The following is a 24,594-nucleotide window of genomic DNA, read 5'->3' as shown; positions in this document are numbered from 1 at the left end:
AATTGCAAAAGGAGCCGATAATCATGATAAATACGATTGAGGATATTCATATGGTTAACCAAATTAATGATTCCGCCAATTTAAGGCATATCGATATGGACAATCGTATCAATACAAAACAAAAGGAAGTCAAAAGCCCTATTCTGGAAAATAACTCGGCTGACAGCGTCAATTTAAGTAGCACATCGAAACAACTGGAAGCTTTAAAAGCATCTCTTAAAGACTTACCTGAAATCAATGAAGCACGTGTATTATATTTCAAAGCTGAAATTGAATCCGGGCAGTATCAAATTGATAGTAGCAAGATTGCTCATGGCATGTTAAATAATGTAGAGATGGCTTAATTTGCAGGACGACTCGATGAATAATAACAATAAAGCAGAAACATTAATAACCCATTTAATACAGGAAATAAACTGGGTAGAAGAACTTAATACTTTATTATCTGAAGAAAAAGAGATACTTTCTACCCGCCAATTCAATCAGCTTGAGAAATTAGCTGAGAAAAAACAAGAGTTATCAACTAAATTAGAGGTCAGTGCAAAACAGCGTGTAGATCTTATAAAAGAGTCAAATACCGGTGATAAACCTCATGGGCTCCTGTTATCTGATTTTCTCAAAAATTGCGCCACAGAAGATGGCATTCAAATTAATCATTTAAATAGCACTCTCGCAGAGAAATTAAACCTATGTCGCGAATTAAATACCATTAATGGACAAGTCATAGCAAATAACATGTATACCCGTCAACAAATTGTCAATGCCTTGTCGGGAAATAAATCTGATGCTGTGAGTGTTTACACTTCTAACGGAAACTTAGAAACCCCTTCTGAAAGCAGTCACCATGAAGAAGCATAAGAAATATAACCCTAAATATTTTTGAAAAAGCTCTCTGGCAAGATGCGCCAAGTATAATCACTCAGCGCATACGGAGAGCTGCATCCAAACGAATTACCTCCCCATTAATCAACCCGTTTTCAATAATATGTCCTACCAAAGAAGCAAATTCTTCTGGTCTGCCCAGACGTTTGGGAAAAGTCACTGTTGCAACCAAACTGTCTTGAACTTCTTGAGGCATGTTTAAAAGTAAAGGAGTTGCTATTAACCCTGGCGCAATGGTATTGACTCTTATTGCAAATTGAGCTAATTCACGTGCTGCCGGCAAAGTCATTGATACTATTCCACCCTTTGACGCACTATAGGCTGACTGCCCTATTTGTCCTTCAAAAGCAGCAATGGAAGCTGTATTGATTATGACGCCCCGCTCCTGAGATTTGTTTTCCAGCTCTAATCCTGACATAGCATGTGCAGCTATTCGCATAACATTGAATGTGCCTATTAAATTGACGTCTATTACTTGCTTAAATGATTCCAAAGGCATTGGTCCTTCTTTTCCTACTATGCGTTTGGCCGGAGCAATTCCCGCACAATTGACACATACCCTTGGTATTCCTACTTGAGAGATGGTTTGTCGCATTGCCTTTTCAACAGATTCATCACTGGTTACATCACAAGTCACATACAATTCCGCTTCACTTGAGGTACTTTCCTGTTTATCCCAGACCACAACCTTCATGCCATGCTGTTGTAAATATTGTACACAAGCCTTACCCATACCTGAGGCACCACCAGTTACTAGTGCAATCTGATTATCGAAATTCATTTTCTCTCCAAAATTCTAAAGTTTTAATTTCCAACTTTCTTATTCTGCTTAAAAACAGTATTTTATTAAACCGATTGCAAAAACTCTTTACTAATCTCTTTAAATTCTGGCGTACCCGCTTGTCTTAACCACTCAAACAGTACCATTTCAGCAGTTATCAAATGGATCCCATTCTGTTTCATTCTTTTTAAACCATATTTTAAATCAAACTCAGAGCGACTGCTCACACCATCTACCACTACGAAAACATCGAATCCATAGTCTTTCATTTCCAGCGCCGTTTGAAGCACGCATACATGCGCCTCAATTCCGATAAGAATAAGTTGGTTTTTATTATATTCTTTCAGGAGATTGATATATTTAGGTTCTTGCATGCATGAAAAATGAACTTTTTCAATGCATTCTTCTTGATTTATATAAGAACTTAAAGAAGATACGGTTGACCCTAAACCTTTAGGATATTGCTCACTAGCTAAAATAGGCACGTCCAGTTTTTTGGCTAATTTTAGTAACCATTCACATCTCGCTAAAAAAAAATCGAGATTTAATATTGCCGGGGTTAATTTTTCTTGTACATCAATCAAAACCAAGAGAGAATCCGCTCTATTTAGTAGTAACATCCTGATAACCTCATTCTATTTATTGAGCTATATCATATAGCATTAAGAAGATAAACTAAATGGAGTAACCAGAATTATACAGGACTTGAAGCGGAGTGAATCCCGGATTGGATAATACTTCAATCCGGGCAAATAATAGACAGAAAAAGTAACGAGAGTTAAAGCGCTGCAATATCAATTGTTTTCATTTTGACATCCATTTTCTTACCATTTCTTAATATTGAAACAGTAATTTGCTCTCCCACCTTGATTTCCGTAAGCAAATTATATAAAGCATCATAATTTGGAACAGGATGCGCATTCACGCCTACAATAACATCACCCAAAACAATACGCCCCCATTGATCCCTATGAGTACCTCTTAATTTCAATTTGTCGGCAGGAGTTCCGGGTACCACATCCGCAATCAAAATACCCTTTTTAACACCCAATCTTTGAGCAAGATGTGGCTCAACTCGCTGAATACCGATACCAGATAATACCACTCGACCATGATTGATAATTTGCGATGCAATTTTCTGAATATCTTCTGCCGGAACTGCGAAACCAATACCTGCAGAAGAACCTGATCGTGAATAAATCATGGTGTTCATACCAATTAATTGGCCTGCGCTATTTAATAGAGGACCTCCTGAATTACCCGGATTGATAGGGGTATCCGTCTGGATCATATCGTATATTGTTACACCGCCTATGCCTGGTACTTTTCTACCTAAAGCAGAAATAACTCCCTTTGATAAACTGTGATCCAAGCCAAAAGGGTTTCCAATCGCAATCGCTTTTTGACCTACGATCAAATCGTTAAGTGAAACTATTTCAAAGGGTTGAAATGATTTCAAATAATCCAAAGCCTTGGGTGATTTAATTTCAAGGACAGCAATATCCTTACGAGGTTCTGAACCAATCACTTTGGCAGGCACAGTCATATTTCCCAAGGTGATTGCTATGTCATCAGCACCGTTAATGACATGAAAATTGGTTACAACATGACCTTTATTATCCCAAATAATACCAGAGCCAGCACCATCAGGAATATGCGTTTTCTGTAATGCGTAACGACGCTGAACAGTAGCATTTGCTAATCGATGAACATAAACAACTTTAGATGACGCTTTTTGAAATACTTCAACCGTATTTCGTTCATCTGGAAGAAGAGCGTCCAGATTTAAACTAAAAACAGGTCTGGCCAGGATAAAACATAAAATAAAAGGGATAAGTAATAAGTTACGTTGTTGTCTCATCATCTCCATTTAACTCCATACCTGCACGGCTTGCAAATCTCTTGCGAAATGCCTGTCGCGCTAATAATTTATCAATTACTGATTGCGGAAAATCTGTAATAGTAATGATATTTTTATCTATTAAAACATCAATCAAATCTTCAAGTACACGAATCAATTGCAAATCAGACTGTAGAAATTTTAATTTTTTGTCGCTCTCGCAACGCAACAAAAAATCGACAAACTCTGCATCATTAATGTCAATTTGTTCCGTTACACCCGAGGTCTTCTGGCTATATACAGCACAAATCTGACCATCCTTATCACGTTTTATGTAGACCACTGGTTAATTCCTTCTTTTAGCTAATGCTTAAATCTAGAAAAAACAGACACATAAACCTTATGTCTGCTGTTTCTAAACTAAAGTCTTCTGTATTGATTGTAAGCCTATACCTGAACAAAAGACTTTCATGAGTTATTCAAGGAATATCATTAAGTCCAAGCATGGCATTGTAATATATTCTTTCACAGATGTCACTAATTAACTCAAGAGGATAATTTTTACGCAAACATTAATCTTGAGTCATTTTCAGAATCTGATTCATCTTGAGAATCTTCATTATCTGAACGATTAGACTCATCGTCAGAATTGACATCCGTATCACTATAAATCTCATCCTCACTATTTTCAGAATCATTGATATCACTTTCCGTTTTATCAACATCATCTCGCGCAGCATTTTCCAGTTTGGATTGATCAAAATTAATACCTGACGAAATATTAAAATATTGCAGCAAGAATTGTAAAGGTGCCAAAATAATCGCCTTGAATGAGGCAGTTCCAGCATCAATACTTTGTTTGGCAATATTTTCACTGTCATCAGTATGCCGAATATATATTTTTTCTAAAAGTGACGTATGTTGCTTGTAAAGATGATCCAGACTCTCATTGCGTGATTTTTCCTGACCCAACAAATATTCCTGTAAATCCGTATGAGTATCCCACAATGAGGTTCGTCTTTGTTGCAGATGGAGTAATTCACTGTCATAGAATTTTATTTCTTCATCTATCTCTTTCTTTAACCTGTCACAGGCATCCTTTCGTTCTATCGAGATCCCCCCCTCAACTATGGCACCTGATTCCTTAAGAGATACTTGCGCATACCGATCCACTAACTGTGCTTTTTTACGTAAAACATCCTCAATTTTATTATCCAGATAGATAATCGCATCTTTATTCGCGCCGAGAACTTTATAATGAGAATCAAATCGTTTGTTACTTTGCATTTGCTCTCTCATTTTCTCCAATTCACCGGCTTCCTGATTTATTGCTTTTCTCTGAGCTTCATCATTTAAATTTTTATCTCTGCTTAATAATAGCTGTCTGATAAATGCGGATAATGCTACAACTGCTCCAAACGACGCCGCACAGATGAGGGCTATAGTCACTGGTTCCATAGTCAACTCCTTAAGAGTGCAAATGTATCAATTGGGTGTGTATTTCAACTGCAAAATACCGGCTGAAAGACTGAAATGAATTGACTTGTGGCCATTGCGCTGGTTGACCGCTTATCCGGCTCATAGTCGTTTCAAATATTGGTTTAAAATATTGCTTTATAAATGGCTTTACATCTTTGATGACTGTAAAATTTTTAACAATTACCGTTGAGTTTTCTGCTATCTGAGCCAGGTTTACCCGACTCATAACATCAGAAAGCTCCTCTTGATCTTCAACAGTACATTTCATCCATTCTAAAAGCGCTGAACGAGGCTTAACATTTAACATCTGGCGCCCTTCTTTTAAAGAGGGTTCCATTAAAATAATATGGGAATGCAACTGAAATTTAAAACAACACAAAAAATCAAGAAAACTCGTTTCAATTTCATTATGTGCGGAACGACCTAACCAACGACAAATTTCATGCCTGAACATTGTAGTGAAATGCTTTTCGATCTCGTTAAGAGTATCATCGTCAGAATCATGCTTGGGAATAACATAAGCCGTATTGTCAGTATGCAATAATTTTAAGCTAGGTAAATTAGCTTCCGGTAATTGTGACGCTAGAAAAGATAAAAATAAATTAGTAGGCTTCAACACTACTATCTCGGATTGTCTTTGATGCATGAGGCTCTCCTTGATTTAATTAACTCCTCCTGATTACATCTCAACTATTAAAATCAACGTCTCATCTCAATTTAGAATCTTAGTCATCACTTTGACTAATACAGAGTTTTCTTCACAAACACGCATGAAGTCATATTTGACCTTCAAAGACTTAAAAATTCCCTGATATTGTTAAATTTAGGACCAAGATTAGAACATCAACAAAAAATCTGGTAATACATTAACTCATAAGTCCAAAAAAAAAACCTCTCTTATTCAGTCTAATTTGCCTATATGATAGTTTCAATAGTTAAACAGAATTTTTTTAAGAATATTTTCCCAATTTGTTAGAATGCATAAATATAGTCTTAAATCCTTCTTGACAGAAACTCCTTTATCTATATGCTTTTGTTTTTAAACTCTGGTTCTATCCCATGAAATTGCTAGGAAAAATTCTACTTGCTTTTACTGCTTTAATGTTCTTCGTATCTATTACTTTATGGATTTTAGCAAAAAATATTAAACCCGAAACCATTAAGCAATTAGTCAGTAATAAAATCACAGCAATCACTCACAAGCAAAGCCATATTGATGGGGCTATTTCCTGGCAATTGTTCCCAAGACCTGGACTCAAATTCACCAAGATACATATAGGTGATGACAATTTAAATGACAATTATTCTCTTCTGATTGATACCTTGCTATTAAATTTAAAAATTACCCCTTTGTTGAGAGGAAACTTTGTATTTAGTGAAATTAACATTGATGGCCTAAAATTACTCATCAATCAAGACAATAATATAAAACCCGACGCTTCTGAAAAAAATGTTAATCAGTACAACACCACAACGTACTCCAATGAGCAATTTGCCATTCAAAAATTATTATTAAGCCATGGACAAATTACCCTTAACAATAAAGGGCACTCTACTGTCTTAAAAAATATTCAAATCGGAGCAGAACAATTTAATTTAAAAAATTCGCCTTTTGCTATACAAATTAAAGCCAAGCTAACTGATGCTGCTTTTTTACAGACAGCGAAAGCTAATATCAATTTTAAAGGTCGAGTCAGTCTTTCTCCCTCAATCATTGCTGAACTTAACTCGGAGATTAGCAAGTCCTCCATAGACGGGCAATTACAAATACAAAATATTTTATTGAATCAATTCGCCATCAAAAAAATCAATACCACTGTTAAAACTCATAAAAGAGACATTCAATTTAATCCCCTTACTTTGTCACTCTATAATGGAGAGTCGATAGGAGATATGGTCTATGTAATCGCTACCCAACAATTGTTACTTAATCAAACGGCAACCAATTTAGATGGAAAACAATTAATCACTTCTTTATTAAAACATCCAGCAATTAGCGGTAATTTAGATTACTCAATTCATGCCTCAATACCCTTGAAAACACTCAGTGCCGAGAACCTTATTAGTAAAGGGACCATTACACTTAAAGACGGGGAGATTTATAATATCAATCTTGATCAATTACTTGATAATCTAAAAATAAAACTTAATTCGCTTATAACCGAAACTCCAGAGAACATAAAAAAACTGACTCAATCAGCGGATTGGGATAAAAATAAAAACACACAAGGCAATACCAAATTTAAATTAGCAAATTTTAAATTTCAGTTACAAACTGGAACAATTAGCAGCGATTCATTTTTGCTGCAGACCGATAAACTCCAGGTGAATGGAGAAGGGCGAATTAATCTGCTAAATCAGGAAATAAATTCCAGTATCAAGGCCACGCTAAACGATAATAGTACTGACAATACTTTGCAAAAAATTCAACAAGCCCTGGGCGGGTATTTCCCATTGGTAGTATCTGGCACAGTTGAACATCCCATAGTTTTGCCAGATTTTAAAACGATTAGTCCTGTATTAAGTTCTTTAGCAATCAAATCAGCTCTGACAAAACCCTTAAAAATAATACAAAAACCGCTTAAAGAGTTAATCCATTGAGTACAAACTCTTTAAACCAATCTTTCAGTCAATTACTGCTTGATTGGTATGACCAACATGGACGTAAAGATTTACCATGGCAATTACCCCGTTCTCCCTACAGAGTTTGGGTGTCGGAAATCATGTTACAACAAACTCAAGTCCAAACGGTTATTCCTTATTTTAATCGTTTTATAGGGCATTTTCCCGATATTTTTTTACTTGCTAATGCAGAAGAAGATGCAGTCCTCTCTCTCTGGTCAGGGTTGGGCTATTACAGTCGTGCCAGAAATCTTCATAACACAGCCAAAATAATTCGTGATCGATACAATGGAGTATTTCCTGAAGATCTGGATATTTTAGTCCAACTGCCAGGAATAGGACCATCGACTGCAGCAGCTATACTATCACAAGCTTTTAATAAACCAGCTGCTATTTTAGATGGAAATGTTAAACGAGTTTTATCTCGATTTTTTTTAATTGAAGGTTGGCCGGAACAAGCTCAGGTTAAAAAAAAACTATGGGAGCTTGCATCTTCCTGTATGCCCAATCAACGATGTGCGGATTATACCCAGGCAATTATGGACTTAGGGGCAACATGTTGTACAAATAAAAATCCTCAGTGCCTGCGTTGCCCAGTTAAAAATCATTGTCTGGCCTTTCAAAATAAAAAGCAACATCTTTATCCAACAAAAAAAATAAAGAAACAACGTCCAACGTTATCACAACAGTTCCTGGTGTTGCATAATGAACAAAATCAGGTTTATTTGGAAAAAAGACCTCCCACAGGGCTATGGGGAGGGTTATGGTGTTTACCCAGTATAGATAATCAAGCTTGCCCTATTCAGCATATCCAACTCATCTATAGGTTGCAGGGAGAAAGCCCAAAGCTAATTACCCGGTTTAAACACAGCTTCAGCCATTTTCATTTGGAAATAACCGCATTAAGTATAAGAATACAGCCTACGAATAATTTTGTCTCTGAATCCAGTGGACAATGGTTTACAAAAGAAACATTGCCAACATTGGGTCTTGCCAAACCAACCACCTTGATACTATCCAAATTAATGGTGGGCGATGCCTAATGAAGAGCCGTTTAAAAAACACCAAGTGGTGTATTAACTCTTAAATCCGGATAAGCCAATACAATGTAACAAAAAATTTACAAAGAGTTTATTTATTCATTATTTAATAAATAATGAACAATTACCTTTAATTTACATTTTTTTGTAAAGAAATGTTACAAACTTAACATTTTCTTAATGTTCACTTAATGTTCTATCCTTATTATTTGTTTGCACTTAACAAGAGAGGTAAACATTATGTCTATATTATCTGCTGTTTCGCGTGTCATTACTAATTTTTCGACTGAAATTAAAAATAGAGTTGTTGAAGTAGGGAGTAATTTGAAGAAATCAACAGAAGAGTTTATTGGCGAGGTAGTCATAAAAGCTGCTGTTAACCGTTTGAAACAAGGGATGTTGAATGCTTTGTCTCCTTCCGATGACACCATCAAAGATGGTAGTAATGATTTATCCACAAATAACCCTGGCATTGAAGAGGTATCCAGCCCTACTCTAAACTCAAAGAAAAAAACAGAGGCAAGTACCCCGTTGGCTGGCAGTACAGGTATAATGCAGAAATTGTTGGGTAATATTGGTCTCAATTCTGAACAAAGTATAGAAGTGTTGTCCAAACATTTTAATGGTGCTGTTGAGCGCTTTACTCAGGATGTTTCAAAGGCTGCAAATGAAGCCGTGTGTGAAAAGATCAAAAGTATACAGCCGGAAGATGTGATAAAGGGCATTAATGGTTTAATCGGCAATACTCTCAAAGTAGACCCAGAGTCCGGCGACAACAACATATCATTCAGGCTTGAGAGTGCCGTACAAATTCTGGGACTCATTCTTGCAACCATGGGTATGCTGATGCTTGTATCTCAAACCAAATTACCCGAACAGAAAACTCTAGAGATAGAACATCTGCCAACTGAAGAAATTCAACCACCTTCCTTAGCTATTCATTAAGACCAGTTGACAACTTGTTCCCCCAAGCTGCGTAGCGCGAATAGTTTACGGCACGTAGCTTAGGGAGTTGGCTTTACATTCTATAAATTCCTCAAATATTTGCTTTGATTATTGAATTTGTCCTTTTCATGAAAACCTCTAGCACTTTTTTTAGCACGGTGATTACGCTAGCTACTGACGTATTTTTCAAACGTTAGCCTTACCTGTAGATGATTATTCTTCTTTAGAAGTCTAATACTGTAACAGAACACGTATAAAAATATGTGAGCTACAGGGCATAAAAAATAAAAATTTTTATGCCATTATGGTATCAATACAAACAGACCAGACTTACGAAAAACTATAAGGTCATGGCAAAAAATGCTTTTAATGAGTGAGCATAAATAAACTAAATGACTGAATTAAAAATATTTTTTAACGAAGATATTGATGGATTTCGTAAGTCCTGACAGAACCTGAATATAAAGTGAAACTTAATCTCTATAAATTATATCCTATAAACCATTCTCGTATTATTATCATTAAAAAATATCGAGTACAAAAATGAATCCCATTCTGAATTTGATTATCAGTTTTATTGCCCTTCTTTGGGCTGCTAATCATTTGGTTGCTGGTGCCTCAGGTCTAGCCCATCGTTTTCAATTATCACCACTTATCATTGGTTTAACCATTGTTGCATTGGGTACCAGTGCCCCCGAATTGTTCATCTCTGTTATTTTTTCCTTAAAAGATAAAAATGATCTGGCAATTGGAAACGCCATTGGATCAAACATAGCAAATATTGGCTTAATCTTAGGGATTATAATCCTTATAAAACCAACATCTTTTCATTACAATAAACTAAAAAAAACATACCCAATATTGATCATTGTCATGCTGTTTGCATACAGTTTAATACTGGATGGTTACCTGGGTACAATAGATGGTTGCCTTTTTTTGATTGGATGTATAGCTGTACTCTGTTATTTCATTTATTTGGCTAATCACTCGCATAAAAAGGATTTATCAATTAATGAATTTAGATCAAGTATACTCTCCTGTCGTTCAACCCCGGCTAATTTATTGAGTATCGCTATAGGTTTATTGATTCTGCCTATTTGTTCAAAATACATAGTTTATAATGCATCTGAAATTGCAAAATGGGCTGGTATAAGTGAATCCACCATTGGATTGATCATTGTTGCCATAGGTACCTCTTTACCAGAGCTGTCTACAGCCCTGGTCGCAGCTATCAAAGGAGAGGATTCTATAGCGCTTGGTACAATACTCGGATCAAATATTTATAACATGTTGTTAGTTTTGGCTCTCCCGGGACTATTGAACCCAACTAAAATTAGCAACGTAGTATTATGGCGTGACATGCCGGTCATGCTTTCCATTACCTTACTTTTATTATTTTTAAATTATTATTACCAAAAAAAGACATCTTCCTGGCCTGGGGGGATACTTTTACTTGTGTATTTTTGTTACATGGCCTCTTTGATTATTAACGCGCACGGTTAGTGAAAACCAACCTCTCCCGGATTTTACCCATGTTTTTTAGTAACTGTTCACACCATGGCGTCAACGGTTACGTTTTTTAAGAAAGTACATTAATAAATGAAATTAGATTAAAGTAAAAAAACTTACAAACCATTATCAACGGGAAAATGTTGCAAGTTATTATCTTCAAATAGTCTTCTGTCTTGTCTGGCTTGGCGATCAAGAATTCCAAGAGCAACTATGGCATCTGGTTGACCTGCTCTTGCAGCGCAGGTTATCCAGAAACGGGCTTTTTTTCTATCTTCTACCACACCCTTACCATAATAATACATATAACCTACAGCATACTGAGCATCAGGATTTCCCTTTTGAGCTTCCGGTTTCAAGCGAATGAATGCCTTCCTGTAATCCTGAGCTTTAAAGCATTGGATCCCTTCGCGTAAATTTAAGGTACCAGTTATACAGGCAGCCATCATGGGAATAAAAATTATTAGAATGAATAACTTAAAGATACGTTGCATGCCATTTATTCCTCTTTTAAAGGCTTAGCGACAGGTTCAAAGGTTAAATCATTTTTCGGAAGACTTAAACTTTCTAAAGTGCCATCTCTTTCAACAAGCACTCCTCCTGGCATAATACGTTTAATTGTTGCACCACCTGGAATTTTATCTCCTACGTAATAGGTTTTTTCTTCCCCACTGGCAGAACGTATAATCACTTGAGACTCTTCTATCTTGTCTGCAAAAAGAATACCGACCAAAGTAACATTCAACATCGATTGTTTTACATTATCCTCATTCAAATCTGCAGGAACATAAACTCCAAATAAGGATGTATTGAAAATATAATTTAGATTCTCTTCTTTCATTCCAGCAATAGGCTTTGTATTTGAACCCGGGATAGCCTTAACAGAAGTCAATGGATAAAATAAGGTGGACCATTCATAAATAATCAAAATACCAAACAGGGAGACTAAACTAATGATTATCCATTTAGCGTAATTGGCTGAAAACAAAAATTGAATATCAAATTTCATACGTTTCCAATCCCAGTTAAACCTATCAAAACAAATTCATCCTTCTCTTTAAATAATATCGATACATAGCATCCTACCACAAAATAGATCTTTATCATCCTCACTTCAAGATCACTAGATCAGGGCTTACGAAAAACCCCAAGGTCAAAGCAAAAAATGTTTTTAATGAAGGAGTTTAGATAAACTAAATGACCGAATTAAAAACATTTTTCAACAAAGCGATTGGGGGTTTTCGTAAGCCCTGTAGATAATATATCTTTATCCAGGCTGAATTCATACCTTTATCCATCAGATCTGCCACCACGCATTAGTATCTATTACAAGGCATGGGTTTGCACAATACTCTTTATATTTGATGTAATACCGATGAAAAAATACCTGCTGGATCATACTGTTTTTTTAAACCTACCCAAGAATCGTATTTTTCTCCAAAATGCTTTAACCAATAATTGTCTGGTAATTCTGTACCTAAGAAACCTGATAAATAGCGTTTACCATTATTTTGTAGCAAGTACTTATCGAGACTCTCAATCGCCTGCAGGCAACTTTCCTCTAAAGAATAAGGTACTCCTGGATTTAAAATCATGAACTCACAAATTGAATCACTATCTGGCAGCATCATAAACCCGGCTTTTTGCTGGGCAATTGGAACTACATGAACCAAACTGGCATAATGAAGTGGTAATTCTTCTAATAGTTGGGAAAGTATTCCTTTTAGAAATGAGGTAGGGACAAAACATTCATACCAAGGGTGTAACAAATCCCATTGCCCTGTCAATTTCATCATGTCAAAGCGAGAGTCATGCCTTAAAAAATAAGATAAAATGCTTTCTTCCTGTATGTTCAGGACATTCCATGGCTTTAACTGCCCTAAAATATCTTCTACATGTTGATCATATTCGACAGAGAGATGCAAGCCATACAACCAATGAGCTATAGGAACACGTTTCCCTTCTTTCAATTGAGCTCCCTGAATTGAAGGAGAGCAAAATAACTCCATATAATCTACTTTACCCTGTATTTTATAAATATCTTCAAACCATTGATTCTGATCAGCATAAACCAGAAAAAAAGTTTTGACGCGAGGTTGCACTGGTCGTAGCTGAATACATGCTTTGGTAATGACACCAAATCGACCTTGCCCTGAAAGGCAGGCTTGAAATAGCGGTGAGTTTTTTTCAACAATTTGCTTTCTCCCCATGCCATCAATCACTTCCAATGCTGAAACATAAGCATTAATAACACCGTATTTAAAAGAAGAAGCTCCTATTCCACCTGCAGATAAAACACCGCCAACCGACAAATTACAGTTATAAGGCAGTACATAGGGGGCTTTATTTTTCAGTAATGATTTTTCAAGCAGATTCTTCCAGCTGGTATTGGCTTCAACCCAAATGATATCTTCACTCAAATCAAGCGGTTTATTGAAAGACCGCATAGAAATTGTTAATCCACCAGGAATGGGTAATGCTTGGCCACCTTGACTTAAACCATTACCGCGAATAGTCACTGGTAAGCGATATTGATTGGCGAATAGAATTAACGATTGTAATGACTCTATACTTTGAGGAACGGACACGGCTATGGGCTTTGATTGAATGAGCTTGCCAAAATCCTGACCAAATAAAACAAGCGATTGCTCATCACTGAGCAACGCTTGTCCGGTATCTTCCTTATACTGCTTGATTTTCTCTAAGCTCCAATGATTTTGTGACATGTTGATTCCTTTCTTTTGCCAATTCCAATCTCTTATTGCAAGCAAGAATTAATCCATCAAACATCTTGCTAAATGCATCATAGCAACGATCTACCATTCTTAGTGCTTCTCTGCGAGTGCTAATTGGTAATCTTCTGGAATATACTTTTCTTTCCATTTCCTCTTCAAATAAAGCATGTGCTAATTCTACTTCAAGATGAGAACTTGAGAAGTATTTCAGATTTTTATCTTCACCCGTCTTTTTAACTTGTTTTACAACTTTCTCAAAAAATACATGTCCTGATGATTCCAAGGTCAGCAGCAAGACAATATTCAGATTTTCATCCTCTATCTTATAAATTTCAGACATAATAGAATAGGCAGCATCACGTACCAATTGAGAATCCTTACTGTATAGCCAGGCAACATCATCGCGATCACAGGCCTTGTTATCACATATTTCACCCATGTATTTTTTATCACTTAAAAACCATTTTTCGTGTCCTGCATCTTCTAATCTGTGATGTCGAGCTACTTTCTTTAAATAAGGATCAGTTACTCTTTCTTCATTAATTCGCAGTATATCTTGAAAAGTCATTGCCCAAAATGTTAATTCCGGAACAAAATAACTGATTTCTTCTATACTATTTAATTCCTCTAAAATATTGAAGAAAGGATGATTCATGAACTCATGTTGTTTTGAATCAATATAGGCTTGAACAGTTTTCATAACAGACTCCATATAAACTTGATTTTGACAAGTTTATACTGCAGAAGATGTGCCATCTTTTTTATCAAAAAGTACATAAATTTAACAAAATATGGGTTGTTTTTTATTATTTGCGCTAATAAACCTCAGGTAGCGACAAAAAAATGTCCCTGAATTCATCTTCTCTGACAAAACTTTGACTAAAAATTTCATTTAAAATGAAGGGGCTAGATTAAATCAAATAATTTTCGCCAATTTTTTGTCATATTTACCAAGTAATTTCTCTACTTCTTGCCAATTTAACTCCTTAATATCAGTTATTGGAAAACAAATTTTCTCTAGAAGGCTAGATTGCAACTCACCTATTGCCATCGCCTTGGAATACGGGGTATTGGTAAACATAACCAAAACATGCATGGAAACATAATGTTCCGGATATCGTAACATGAGCTCCCGTTCAATTTGCTTTTGTAAAATAAACTTTGGATTTCTAATGTCGGAATGAATCTCATGATAATTACCCATAGACATTTTTGCTATGGCATCAGTATTCACTTTTCTTTGTTCATAAAAAACAGGAATCACTCGCGACCAATCATCTTCGTATTCATCCAACAATTCATCAAGAATACGACAATCTTCAAATGCGCTATTCATTCCTTGCCCAAAGAATGGAATTATCCCATGTGCTGCATCACCTATTAATAAACATTCATCTTTATAGTACCAGGGTGAGCATTTGATAGTACTCAAATGTCCAGTAGGATTACCAAAAAATTCCTGAACCAAATTTGGCATAGCTGCGTAGGCATCAGGGAACTGCTTTTTAAAAAATAAATGTAATTTTTCTTCATTATTCAGTTCAGTAAAACTGTCTTTCCCTTCATTAGCTAAAAATAAAGAACCTGTAATTGAATCATCAGGATTAGGGTTACCTAATAGCATAAATGAATCACGTGGCCATAAATGCAAATGCTCCCTGGCCATCCCTGTTGTATGTTTTTTGCTAATTGAAAGTTCCTTGTACCCATGAGATAAAAAATCTCTGCTTGCGCTAACTATCCCCTCATTTTTCAACATTTCTCTTACATGAGATGGTGCGCCATCCGCGCCAATTAGTCTATGATATGAAATTTCATCAAAATCACCATTTTTATTTTCAAATTTAATTTTTTTATTATGAACATCAAGAGAGTGCAATTTCATATTAAAGTGTAATTTAATGTTAGGATATAATTCCGCTTTATTTAAAAGCAAGGCATTAAGATCAGAACGAGAAATAGCATTGATATATTCATCAATATGGCGTCCAAATGGTTGATAATGAACTTCACCATTGGCCTCGTGAATAGCTCTTGCCCGCATTGGAACCATGATTTTATTTACTTCACTCAATAGGTTCATTGCTTTTAAAGCAGTAATTCCTCTGCACGACAAAGCAAGATTAATTGAGCGACCATAATCAGTGGGACTATTACGAATGTCTGGTCTTGATTCAAACAACTCTACTTGATAGCCTCTTCTAGCAAGATATAAACCACACAAAGTTCCCGCTAACCCGGCCCCAATTATGGTAATGTGCTTCATTTATCCTCCCAACCCATTTTATATCTTCACTACATCTATTCCGAATCTCCTTAAAAAATACACAAATTCAATCAATATATTTCTCGAATAAAAGTAAGTCTCAGGCTCAACCTGTCTTTTTGAGTTGTTCAATATACTTGCCCTTCATGTAAACAGCATGAAAGATAAAATAAACAAAGCCAACAGAAACTACTCGATTAACTTAACCGTTTCTTGCAAAAACCATACCGATTTGAAGAGATTTATGGTGGGATTTGAGTTTTGAGAGTAGGCAGGAGTTCATCACTTAAGGAATTAGTGATTATTTTATTTTCGATTCAGATAAATTCTTTAAAAATTCTAATATATTTTCGGGAGTATCAGGAGCCTTAAAAAAATATCCTTGAGCATAGTCACATCCATGAGATGTTATAAAGTCTCTTTGAAATTCATTTTCAACACCCTCCGCAAGAACCTGAAGATTTAAACTGTGGCCCAGGTTAATAATCGCTTTGGCAATAGCCGCGTCATTCTGATTGCTTACCATTTCAGAAATAAACGAACGATCAATTTTCAGTTTATCTACGGGAAATTGTTTTAAATAAGACAAACTTGAATATCCTGTACCAAAGTCATCAATGACTAATTTGGTTCCCATGTCCTTCAATGCATACATGGTATCTACAACGTGATCTATGTCTTCTATCAACAAGCTTTCAGTCAATTCAAGCTCCAAAAACCTCGATTGCAAACCAGTGCTTTTTAATACTCGCGAAACAACCTCCGGCAAGTTTTTTTGTCGAAACTGCCTTCCAGAAAGATTCACTGCAATACTTAAATTTTTAAAGCCAGCCTTATGCCATTCTTTTACTTGCATACAGGCTTGCTTCATTGCCCATTCACCCATTTCCAAAATCATGCCATTTTCTTCTGCCATGGGTATAAAATCTGCCGGGCTAACAAGTCCCAATATCTTGCTGTGCCATCGCATTAACGCCTCGAATCCAACTACTCTGGATTGCTTTAAATCAATCAATGGTTGATAAACCAGAAATAATTCATCATTTTTTAAAGCATCCCTTAACGCATTGTCTAATTGCATATGATTAATGACTCGCCTATTCATTTCAGGTTCATAGACACGATAGTTATTTCTTCCAGTATCTTTTGCATGATACATGGACAAATCAGCACTTTTCATCAGAGATTCGTAATCATCACCATCTCTGGGATAAAAGCTGATTCCCAAACTACCTGTAATTTTCAAGCTATGTTGATCTATTTGAATAGGTTTTTCTATAGCTTTTAAAATATTTTGTGCAATTGTTTCAGCTTCCAGCATATTGTCTATGTCTGTGAGTAATATCACAAACTCATCTCCCCCCAATCTGGCAACCGTATCAAAATCCTCTGTAACAATGAGTAATCGATTGGCAATGGCTTGCAATAATTTATCCCCCATGCTGTGTCCTAAAGTATCATTAGTCAATTTAAACCGATCTAAATCCAAAAATAAAAACGCCAAAATTGTCTTGTTCTTTCTTGCCTGTAGAATGGCTTGCTCCACTCTATCCATCAGTAAGACACGGTTTGGTAAATTAGTCAGGGAATCATAAGTTGCTTGCAACAGCAATTGATCTTCCATATCACGCCGTTGAGTCACATCATTTAAAATGCAAATGTAATGTTTTACATAGCCAAAAGAATCCTTAACAGGAGCAACGCTGATTTCACACCAATAGAACTCTCCATTTCGTTTTATGCTTTCCATTTCAATGGTTTCTTCTTTACTTTCCCTAATCGCCAATTCAATTCGTTTATGGTTTACCTCCTCCAAATTTGAACCCAGCAAGGTAAGCAGCCCCTTCCCTAAAGCATATTGCTCCACATATCCTGTGATTCTTTCGAAAGCTCGATTGACATAAATGACTTTGTTCTCATTTTTTGTTACATCAATAATCACCACGCCATGTGTACTGGCTTCAATGGCACGTTCACGTATTCTCAACTCATCGAGAGCCATCCTTTTTTGAGTAACATCACGGAAACTATATACTCGTCCCACAATTTGTGAGCCCACACGCTGTGGCTGAGTAAAGCGCTCATAAATCCGACCGTCTTTGAAATGAAGTTCAGGTAATTCACCTTGCCACTCAGGATTTTGATAAAGATATTGCACATCAGCAATCAAAGATTGTGGATCAATAAGTTGTTCAAGTATGTATTCAAAACTGATACTTTCTTTTCCCGACTCCATCATATAAGAAGGAATTCGCCACATTTCTACAAACTTTTGATTCCAATCTACAACAGCCCCATGCCCATTAACCATCATAATGCCATCTGCAGTGGATTCGAGTGTTGCCCGTAACAGCGAAATTGATTTTTCAAGTTCAACATTTTTTTCGCGAATTTCATCGGGATTTAAATTAATATTCTCAGTCAAAGGTGTGTTGCTTTTTCGTTTAAATTCTGGTTGATTGTGATACCACTCCTCCAACAAAATTGACAATTGCGGATGGTTCCCAACTAACCCAAGTTCGTCACGAATCTCATTTACAGACGGCTCTATGCCTCTTTTTTTTATTTTTTCTGCGGCCTTGGCAACTTTTTCATAATTGATTTCTTGCCTACGCATGCATCCCTCTCTAGAATGACTCTATAAAAATATCGGCATTTATACTATGAACTTTAGCAAAAAAAAGATCCAAAAGTATAATTTTTAATCAAACCCTTGGTCGCCTATTGGTATTTCTTTGAATTTAAATATTTTTATGGGAATAAAAAATGAATAAAACTCATTTCGATACACGCGCAATTCATGCTGGACAAGAACCATGCCAAAGTACGGGGGCAGTGATGACTCCTATTTATGCTACCTCCACTTATAAGCAAATTGCTCCTGGGGAACATCTTGGCTATGAATATTCACGTACCCAAAACCCCACCAGAAAAGCCTATGAGGATTGCATAGCAAGTCTTGAGTCTGGCCAAAAAGGATTTGCTTTTGCTTCGGGTATGGCCGCCATCAATACGGTTATTGATTTGTTAGATTCCGGAGATCACGTTCTTGCCATGGATGATCTTTATGGAGGAACTTTCCGGCTCTTTGATAAAGTAAAAACACGAACTTCCAATTTATCCTTTTCTTTTATTGATATGTCAGAACCAGAAAATGTTGAAGCCGCAATAACTCCGAAAACCAAATTACTATGGTTGGAAACCCCTTCCAATCCCATGCTAAAACTAGCTAATTTACGAAAAATCGCGGCTATTGCAAAAAAACATAATTTGATTACAGTAGCTGATAACACCTTTGCAACGCCCTGGATTCAACGCCCTCTTGAGCTCGGATTTGACATTGTTCTACATTCAGCAACCAAATATCTGAACGGACATTCTGATGTAGTCAGTGGTGTCGTTGTAGTCGGTGACAACCCGGCGTTGTCTGATAAAATTGCTTTTTTGCAAAACTCATGCGGCGCTGTAGCTGGTCCTTTCGACAGTTTCCTGGTTCTGAGAAGCTTAAAAACATTATCTCTTCGCATGCAAAGACACTGCGAAAACGCGAACCATCTGGCTAACTGGCTTAGCACTCATCCCAAGATAGAAAAAGTCATTTACCCTGGATTAAAAAGCCATCCGCAATACTCTCTTGCCAAGGAACAGATGAACGATTTTGGTGGTATGATATCCATGGTACTTAAAGGTAATCTTGAAGATGCCAAGCGATTTTTAGCCCGTTGTGAATTATTTACTTTGGCAGAAAGCCTGGGAGGTGTAGAAAGTTTAATTGAGCACCCCGCAATTATGACCCATGCCTCTATTCCAGTCGAACAACGCAAAGCTTTAGGCATAGAAGACGGCTTCATAAGATTATCTGTGGGTATTGAACACATTGATGATCTGCGTGCCGATCTGGAGCATGCTTTAAGTTAAAAGATGTAAATCCTGGTTCTGACTGTTAAAAAGAACCAGGACAGATGTGTATAGGAGAAGTATTTCATGCAAAAAAATAAACAAAATGGTGGTCAACTCCATGCGATTGGAGCTATTTTCGCCTTGATCGTGTCCACAACTCTTTGTTTTATCCCCATATTATTTGTTGGATTATTAAAATTATTTCCTAATAAAAGCTGGCAATCCCTTTGCACTCGTTGTGTTGATAAGATTGCTACCTTTTGGTGTGGAATAAATAACCTTTATGTGGATAAAGCCCAAAAAATACATTGGGAAATCTCCGGGTTAAATGATTTAACTCCTAAAGATTGGTATTTAGTCGTTGCCAATCACCAAAGCTGGTTAGATATTGTTATTCTTCAACGTTTGTTTAACAGAAAAATACCCGTTTTAAAATTTTTTATCAAAGATCAGTTAAAGTGGATTCCTCTACTTGGTTTTTCCTGGTGGGCTATGGGTTGTCCGTTTATGAAGCGCTATAGTAAAGAGTATTTGGCTAAAAATCCTCATAAACAAGGAAAAGATTTAATTTCAACTCGTAAAGCCATAGAAACTTTCAAGAGAACCCCAGCTTCTATTATGAATTTTGTAGAAGGAACCCGTTTTACTAAAGTAAAAAAAGAACAGCAACAATCCCCTTATAATTATTTATTGAAACCCAAAGCAGGCGGTATTAGTTTTATCATTAATTCCATGGGACAACAGATAAAAAGCCTGATTGACGTCACTATCGTTTATGCAGAAAAAAAACATTCTCTTTGGGATTTTCTTTGCAAACGAGTCAAAAAAGTTAAAATCATTATTCGTCAACTCCCTATCCCAGCACAATTTACGTCAGCAAATCTTATCAACGATTTTCAGGCACAAAATGCATTCAAAGAATGGTTAAATGAACAATGGGCAATAAAAGATAATTTAATAGCCTCTTTACAGGAATAAAACATGAACTCACTTCAAACTCTAATTGAACAAGCCTTTGAAAACCGTCAAAATTTATCGCTCAACACAGCCTCCTCAGATTTGATCAATGCCATTAATGAAGTTCTCAGTGGTCTTGATAATGGCCAATTCAGAGTCGCTGAAAAAATAAATGGTGAATGGACAGTTCATCAATGGCTTAAAAAGGCCGTTCTTTTATCCTTTAAACTTTTCCCAAATCAAATCATAGATGCGGGTTTTTGCAAGTTTTACGATAAAATACCGCTAAAATATTCGGATTGTAGTAATGAGCAATTTCAACAATCAGGGGTAAGAGTTGTTCCTCATGCCATGGTGCGACGTGGAGCATATATTGCCAAAAATACTGTTTTAATGCCTTCTTATGTCAATATAGGCGCCTATATTGATGAAGGAGTAATGGTTGATACCTGGGCAACTGTTGGTTCTTGTGCCCAAATAGGCAAGAATGTTCATTTATCTGGTGGCGCAGGGATAGGGGGTGTTTTAGAACCATTGCAAGCCAACCCAACCATCATTGAAGACAATTGTTTTATTGGTGCTCGTTCTGAAATCGTGGAAGGGGTTATCGTAGAAAAAAACTCCGTCATATCGATGGGAGTATTTTTAGGTCAAAGTACTAAAATCTACAATCGAATCACCGGCGAAATAAGTTATGGCAGAATTCCGGCTGGCTCAGTAGTTGTTGCAGGTAATTTGCCAAGTCATGATGGAAGCCACAGTTTATATTGTGCTGTCATTGTGAAACAAGTTGATGAAAAAACTCGTGCGAAAGTAAGCATTAATGATTTACTAAGAGCCAATTAAGATGACTGATATTAAAGAAATTCTGACTCACCTCATTGCTTTTCCTTCCATTACACCAGAAGATGCTGGCTGCCAAAAATACATGATTCAATTTCTGGAACAATTGGGATTTACTTGTCAACAAATGGATAATGGACCCGTATCCAATTTCTTTGCCTGCTATGGAAAAATTGGGCCTTTATTGGTATTCGCAGGCCATACCGATGTCGTTCCTGTTGGTGAATTATCAAAATGGGATACTGATCCTTTCTTTCTCGAAGAAAAAAATGGCGTACTCTATGGTCGTGGAGTTGCTGACATGAAAGGCAGCCTGGCCTGTATGTTGCATATGGCCAGGAGATTTATTAAAACTTATCCTTCCTTTCCTGGCAGACTAGGATTCCTGATCACCAGTGGTGAGGAAGGCGATGAATTTAATTTGGGTACACCCTATGTGATGCAGAAACTGGATCAGCAAGGGATTGTTATTGATTATTGCATAGTAGGTGAACCTTCAAGCAGCTTGAAAGCAGGTGATGTCATCAAGATTGGAAGACGTGGATCATTAAGTGCCAAAATACATCTGAGTGGAAAACAAGGACATGTTGCCTATCCGCATTTGGCTGACAATCCAATTCATAGAATTAGCCCTGTATTAGCTGAGCTAACTTCAATACAATGGGATAATGGCAATGCCTATTTCCCTCCCACATCAATGCAAATAACTTATATCCATTGTGGAGGGCATGCGGGTAATATTATCCCAGGCGAATTAAATCTGCATTTGAACTTTAGATATTCGACAGAGCAAACAGACGAATCATTAAAAACGAAAGTACTTAACGCCTTTAAACGTCAAAATCTTAACCCCGTTATAGAATGGCGATTAAATGGCGAACCATTCTTAACAAATAAAGGCATATTGCTGGAAAGCTGCAAACAAGCAGTGCTTGAACATACTGGGACTCTCCCTGAGCTTTCAACAAGTGGTGGGACTTCAGATGGGCGTTTTATAGCACCTTATGGGGTTGAAGTCATAGAACTGGGACTGGTAAATGCTACCATTCATCAGGTTAACGAATGTACTTCTCTAAAGGATTTGAATACGCTTGAAAATATGTATTTTTCAATTTGTGAGAAATTGTTAATTGATTAATCAAGCCAATTCTGCAAAGAGAGTTCTCAGCAATAGTTCAAATTACAGGTTAGTGCCCTCATCTTTAAATATCCGCTAACGGTCGGATTTGAGTTCAGGTAGGGGACTGATCTCTTACAAATTACAATCTGATTTCATAGATATAAGTCTCCAATATATTTTCTGGAGACTTATATGTGAGTTATAGTCATTTGCACTTGAAGATTTACTGGCTTTAACCTAACTCTGCATTTAATAGTGAACGATCCTTTGATTTTAAACCCACCACTCCATAACTACCTTCTGCTTTATCATTAACAACCTTGGTCACACAAGCATCGGACCATACGTTTAAGGCAGTTTCCAACATATCAATCAAACCATAGAAGGGTAGAATAACTCCCATTAGGGTGATAGGCACATTCATACTGGAGAGTAAACTAACGCTCAAGAAAAAGCAGCCCATAGGAACCCCGGCATTCCCTATTGCCGCAATAGTTGATACTAAAACCCATATTCCCATAGTAGCATAAGATACTTGAATGCCATGGCTTTGCATAAGATAAATGACTGTGGCAAAAATAAATGCTGCGCATCCATTCATATTAATACTTGTGCACAATGGTAAAACAAAACGGCTCACTTGAGGATTAACCTTTAAATTAGTCTCTACCGTATTCATTGTAACAGGCAAAGTTCCAACAGAAGATTTGGAAAAAAAAGCGACGGATAACGCAGGTAACATTGCCCGCATCGAAGAGAAGGGTTTAATGCCATTTGATTTAAGCCATAAAGGCAGAATGACTAATCCTTGTATCAAATTAGCCAAAACGATAATCATCAAGTATTGACCAATCCCCCTAATATCCATCCCTGATCGCAACTGAATTACAGTCGAAGTAATAAAACCGAATAATCCTAAAGGTATTAATTTAATTATCCATCGGGTCATCACTAAAAACATACCGTGAGCACCACGGAAAAATCGAATAATAGTTTCTCGGGGCTCTGCCTCCGGTATTTGACGAACAGCAAAACCTATAACAATACTAAGCAACAATACCCCCATAACCTGTTGCTCCAGGAATGGAGATAATAAATTAGTCGGTATCATATTACTCAAATACCCAAGATACCCCAGACTGCTGGTAGATTTTGGGTTGGCTGCGTCCAAATTGACTTGAACAGTACTTGGATTAATCAAAATATATAAAAAACAACTGATTAATGCAGCAACCAGAGTGGTTGCAAAAGTATATTTAATTGTTCTTTGCCATACACTCTTCATCAAACTATCTGTTTGATAATTTGCCAGCGTTACAATAATCGATAAGGAAATAATTGGTAAACTAATGCACTTGAACAATTTAATAAATAAATCAGAAATTAAAAGCCCTGTTTCCTTTAAGAAAGGTAAATCGGATAATCCACTTAGTATCCCAAGCCCAATCATCAATGCGTAAATTAGTGGAGTACTAAAAATATATTTATTTTTTTGGTGGTGTGCTGCACACATAGCTGAATCCTTAAAACATTAATTAATTATTTATTTAGGCAAAGTATGATTAGCAGCAACAACAGATGGCTTGGTATATGGAGTGAAATAATGAGGAATTGTAATGATATAATGATTGAATTGACATAAAAGCCATCACCCATAGCTAAAACTGTTCATTTA

At 36.4% G+C, this 24,594-nt stretch carries 23 protein-coding genes; 10 read left to right on the top strand and 13 right to left on the bottom strand.

Annotated elements, in window-relative coordinates; translation table 11 throughout:
* The first annotated feature begins 23 nt into the window (after positions 1 to 23).
* Positions 24 to 344, top strand: a complete 321-nt coding sequence (flgM, locus tag CC34_RS0103430) for a flagellar biosynthesis anti-sigma factor FlgM (RefSeq protein WP_027227616.1) — start codon at positions 24 to 26, stop codon at positions 342 to 344.
* A gap of 16 nt (positions 345 to 360) precedes the next feature.
* Positions 361 to 858 carry a flagella synthesis protein FlgN gene (locus CC34_RS0103425; protein ID WP_027227615.1) on the top strand — a complete coding sequence of 166 codons (498 nt, stop codon included), beginning with the start codon at positions 361 to 363 and terminating at the stop codon, positions 856 to 858.
* A gap of 61 nt (positions 859 to 919) precedes the next feature.
* On the opposite strand, the gene CC34_RS0103420 is transcribed toward CC34_RS0103425, so the two are convergent.
* From CC34_RS0103420 to CC34_RS0103395, 6 genes are all read right to left on the bottom strand, one after another.
* The gene (locus CC34_RS0103420; protein WP_027227614.1) at positions 920 to 1,663 is read right to left on the bottom strand and encodes an SDR family NAD(P)-dependent oxidoreductase; all 744 of its coding nucleotides are present in this window, start codon (positions 1,661 to 1,663) and stop codon (positions 920 to 922) included.
* Positions 1,664 to 1,728: 65 nt separating this feature from the next.
* A complete protein-coding gene (locus tag CC34_RS0103415) occupies positions 1,729 to 2,283 on the bottom strand; it encodes an isochorismatase family protein (RefSeq protein WP_032830225.1) in 555 nt (184 codons plus the stop codon).
* A 158-nt stretch (positions 2,284 to 2,441) separates the two neighbouring features.
* Positions 2,442 to 3,533, bottom strand: a complete 1,092-nt coding sequence (locus CC34_RS0103410; RefSeq protein WP_027227612.1) for a S1C family serine protease — start codon at positions 3,531 to 3,533, stop codon at positions 2,442 to 2,444.
* A complete protein-coding gene (locus CC34_RS0103405) occupies positions 3,508 to 3,846 on the bottom strand; it encodes a hypothetical protein (RefSeq protein ID WP_027227611.1) in 339 nt (112 codons plus the stop codon). The genes CC34_RS0103410 and CC34_RS0103405 overlap by 26 nt, the downstream gene beginning before the upstream one ends.
* Positions 3,847 to 4,064: 218 nt before the next feature.
* Positions 4,065 to 4,961 carry a hypothetical protein gene (locus CC34_RS0103400; protein ID WP_027227610.1) on the bottom strand — a complete coding sequence of 299 codons (897 nt, stop codon included), beginning with the start codon at positions 4,959 to 4,961 and terminating at the stop codon, positions 4,065 to 4,067.
* A gap of 10 nt (positions 4,962 to 4,971) precedes the next feature.
* Complete coding sequence (locus tag CC34_RS0103395; protein WP_028379147.1) at positions 4,972 to 5,628, bottom strand: hypothetical protein; 657 nt, start codon at positions 5,626 to 5,628, stop codon at positions 4,972 to 4,974.
* Positions 5,629 to 6,041: 413 nt separating this feature from the next.
* On the opposite strand from CC34_RS0103395, the gene CC34_RS0103390 reads away from it, so the two are divergent.
* The 4 genes from CC34_RS0103390 (at position 6,042) to CC34_RS0103375 (ending at position 11,092) form a co-directional block, all read left to right on the top strand.
* The gene (locus CC34_RS0103390; protein WP_027227608.1) at positions 6,042 to 7,583 is read left to right on the top strand and encodes an AsmA family protein; all 1,542 of its coding nucleotides are present in this window, start codon (positions 6,042 to 6,044) and stop codon (positions 7,581 to 7,583) included.
* Positions 7,580 to 8,647, top strand: coding sequence for an A/G-specific adenine glycosylase (gene mutY / locus CC34_RS0103385; RefSeq protein WP_027227607.1), 1,068 nt, complete (start codon positions 7,580 to 7,582; stop codon positions 8,645 to 8,647). Before CC34_RS0103390 ends, mutY begins: the two co-directional genes overlap by 4 nt.
* Positions 8,648 to 8,857: 210 nt before the next feature.
* On the top strand, positions 8,858 to 9,589 hold the full coding sequence (locus tag CC34_RS0103380; RefSeq protein ID WP_080272107.1) for a type IV secretion protein Dot: 732 nt from the start codon (positions 8,858 to 8,860) through the stop codon (positions 9,587 to 9,589).
* 543 nt (positions 9,590 to 10,132) lie between these two features.
* Complete coding sequence (locus tag CC34_RS0103375) at positions 10,133 to 11,092, top strand: calcium/sodium antiporter (RefSeq protein WP_027227605.1); 960 nt, start codon at positions 10,133 to 10,135, stop codon at positions 11,090 to 11,092.
* Positions 11,093 to 11,214: 122 nt separating this feature from the next.
* On the opposite strand, the gene CC34_RS0103370 is transcribed toward CC34_RS0103375, so the two are convergent.
* The 6 genes from CC34_RS0103370 to CC34_RS0103345 all read right to left on the bottom strand — a co-directional run bounded on the left by CC34_RS0103370 (position 11,215) and on the right by CC34_RS0103345 (position 18,716).
* A complete protein-coding gene (locus CC34_RS0103370) occupies positions 11,215 to 11,592 on the bottom strand; it encodes a tetratricopeptide repeat protein (RefSeq protein ID WP_027227604.1) in 378 nt (125 codons plus the stop codon).
* Positions 11,593 to 11,597: 5 nt separating this feature from the next.
* Positions 11,598 to 12,107, bottom strand: coding sequence for a type II secretion system protein N (locus CC34_RS0103365; RefSeq protein ID WP_027227603.1), 510 nt, complete (start codon positions 12,105 to 12,107; stop codon positions 11,598 to 11,600).
* 346 nt (positions 12,108 to 12,453) lie between these two features.
* Positions 12,454 to 13,824 (bottom strand): FAD-binding protein, encoded by a 1,371-nt coding sequence (locus CC34_RS0103360; protein WP_027227602.1) that lies wholly within the window; start codon positions 13,822 to 13,824, stop codon positions 12,454 to 12,456.
* The gene (locus tag CC34_RS0103355) at positions 13,781 to 14,533 is read right to left on the bottom strand and encodes a hypothetical protein (RefSeq protein WP_027227601.1); all 753 of its coding nucleotides are present in this window, start codon (positions 14,531 to 14,533) and stop codon (positions 13,781 to 13,783) included. The genes CC34_RS0103360 and CC34_RS0103355 overlap by 44 nt, the downstream gene beginning before the upstream one ends.
* Positions 14,534 to 14,749: 216 nt before the next feature.
* Positions 14,750 to 16,099: an FAD-dependent oxidoreductase gene (locus tag CC34_RS0103350; protein WP_027227600.1), complete on the bottom strand. Its 1,350-nt coding sequence runs from the start codon at positions 16,097 to 16,099 to the stop codon at positions 14,750 to 14,752.
* Positions 16,100 to 16,400: 301 nt separating this feature from the next.
* Positions 16,401 to 18,716 carry an EAL domain-containing protein gene (locus CC34_RS0103345; RefSeq protein WP_027227599.1) on the bottom strand — a complete coding sequence of 772 codons (2,316 nt, stop codon included), beginning with the start codon at positions 18,714 to 18,716 and terminating at the stop codon, positions 16,401 to 16,403.
* Positions 18,717 to 18,865: 149 nt separating this feature from the next.
* Between CC34_RS0103345 and CC34_RS0103340 the strand changes: the two genes are divergently transcribed.
* From CC34_RS0103340 to dapE, 4 genes are all read left to right on the top strand, one after another.
* Positions 18,866 to 20,017, top strand: coding sequence for a trans-sulfuration enzyme family protein (locus tag CC34_RS0103340; RefSeq protein WP_027227598.1), 1,152 nt, complete (start codon positions 18,866 to 18,868; stop codon positions 20,015 to 20,017).
* A gap of 66 nt (positions 20,018 to 20,083) precedes the next feature.
* Complete coding sequence (locus tag CC34_RS0103335) at positions 20,084 to 20,977, top strand: 1-acylglycerol-3-phosphate O-acyltransferase, YihG family (protein ID WP_027227597.1); 894 nt, start codon at positions 20,084 to 20,086, stop codon at positions 20,975 to 20,977.
* A 3-nt stretch (positions 20,978 to 20,980) separates the two neighbouring features.
* Positions 20,981 to 21,802 carry a 2,3,4,5-tetrahydropyridine-2,6-dicarboxylate N-succinyltransferase gene (dapD, locus tag CC34_RS0103330; RefSeq protein ID WP_027227596.1) on the top strand — a complete coding sequence of 274 codons (822 nt, stop codon included), beginning with the start codon at positions 20,981 to 20,983 and terminating at the stop codon, positions 21,800 to 21,802.
* Between the two features lies 1 nt (position 21,803).
* Positions 21,804 to 22,937, top strand: coding sequence for a succinyl-diaminopimelate desuccinylase (gene dapE / locus CC34_RS0103325; RefSeq protein ID WP_027227595.1), 1,134 nt, complete (start codon positions 21,804 to 21,806; stop codon positions 22,935 to 22,937).
* Between the two features lie 214 nt (positions 22,938 to 23,151).
* Here the strand turns inward: dapE and CC34_RS0103320 are convergent, their stop codons facing one another.
* A complete protein-coding gene (locus CC34_RS0103320) occupies positions 23,152 to 24,432 on the bottom strand; it encodes a dicarboxylate/amino acid:cation symporter (RefSeq protein WP_027227594.1) in 1,281 nt (426 codons plus the stop codon).
* Positions 24,433 to 24,594: the final 162 nt, after the last annotated feature.

Source organism: Legionella pneumophila subsp. fraseri, from assembly GCF_000586315.1.
GTDB lineage: Bacteria > Pseudomonadota > Gammaproteobacteria > Legionellales > Legionellaceae > Legionella > Legionella pneumophila_B.
Note: the sequence above shows the minus strand (reverse complement) of the source record. Positions and strands in the feature narration are given on the sequence as shown.

Excerpts from the sequence above, each read along its gene's own strand:
- CC34_RS0103425 (WP_027227615.1), top strand. The coding sequence starts at position 361 with ATGAATAATAACAATAAAGCAGAAACATTAATAACCCATTTAATACAG.
- flgM (WP_027227616.1), top strand. The coding sequence starts at position 24 with ATGATAAATACGATTGAGGATATTCATATGGTTAACCAAATTAATGAT.
- CC34_RS0103350 (WP_027227600.1), bottom strand. The coding sequence starts at position 16,099 with ATGAAGCACATTACCATAATTGGGGCCGGGTTAGCGGGAACTTTGTGT.
- CC34_RS0103375 (WP_027227605.1), top strand. The coding sequence starts at position 10,133 with ATGAATCCCATTCTGAATTTGATTATCAGTTTTATTGCCCTTCTTTGG.
- CC34_RS0103360 (WP_027227602.1), bottom strand. The coding sequence starts at position 13,824 with ATGTCACAAAATCATTGGAGCTTAGAGAAAATCAAGCAGTATAAGGAA.
- CC34_RS0103320 (WP_027227594.1), bottom strand. The coding sequence starts at position 24,432 with ATGTGTGCAGCACACCACCAAAAAAATAAATATATTTTTAGTACTCCA.
- CC34_RS0103400 (WP_027227610.1), bottom strand. The coding sequence starts at position 4,961 with ATGGAACCAGTGACTATAGCCCTCATCTGTGCGGCGTCGTTTGGAGCA.
- CC34_RS0103390 (WP_027227608.1), top strand. The coding sequence starts at position 6,042 with ATGAAATTGCTAGGAAAAATTCTACTTGCTTTTACTGCTTTAATGTTC.
- CC34_RS0103410 (WP_027227612.1), bottom strand. The coding sequence starts at position 3,533 with ATGGAGATGATGAGACAACAACGTAACTTATTACTTATCCCTTTTATT.
- dapE (WP_027227595.1), top strand. The coding sequence starts at position 21,804 with ATGACTGATATTAAAGAAATTCTGACTCACCTCATTGCTTTTCCTTCC.
- CC34_RS0103370 (WP_027227604.1), bottom strand. The coding sequence starts at position 11,592 with ATGCAACGTATCTTTAAGTTATTCATTCTAATAATTTTTATTCCCATG.
- CC34_RS0103420 (WP_027227614.1), bottom strand. The coding sequence starts at position 1,663 with ATGAATTTCGATAATCAGATTGCACTAGTAACTGGTGGTGCCTCAGGT.
- CC34_RS0103415 (WP_032830225.1), bottom strand. The coding sequence starts at position 2,283 with ATGTTACTACTAAATAGAGCGGATTCTCTCTTGGTTTTGATTGATGTA.
- CC34_RS0103335 (WP_027227597.1), top strand. The coding sequence starts at position 20,084 with ATGCAAAAAAATAAACAAAATGGTGGTCAACTCCATGCGATTGGAGCT.
- dapD (WP_027227596.1), top strand. The coding sequence starts at position 20,981 with ATGAACTCACTTCAAACTCTAATTGAACAAGCCTTTGAAAACCGTCAA.
- CC34_RS0103395 (WP_028379147.1), bottom strand. The coding sequence starts at position 5,628 with ATGCATCAAAGACAATCCGAGATAGTAGTGTTGAAGCCTACTAATTTA.
- CC34_RS0103345 (WP_027227599.1), bottom strand. The coding sequence starts at position 18,716 with ATGCGTAGGCAAGAAATCAATTATGAAAAAGTTGCCAAGGCCGCAGAA.
- CC34_RS0103365 (WP_027227603.1), bottom strand. The coding sequence starts at position 12,107 with ATGAAATTTGATATTCAATTTTTGTTTTCAGCCAATTACGCTAAATGG.
- CC34_RS0103355 (WP_027227601.1), bottom strand. The coding sequence starts at position 14,533 with ATGAAAACTGTTCAAGCCTATATTGATTCAAAACAACATGAGTTCATG.
- CC34_RS0103340 (WP_027227598.1), top strand. The coding sequence starts at position 18,866 with ATGAATAAAACTCATTTCGATACACGCGCAATTCATGCTGGACAAGAA.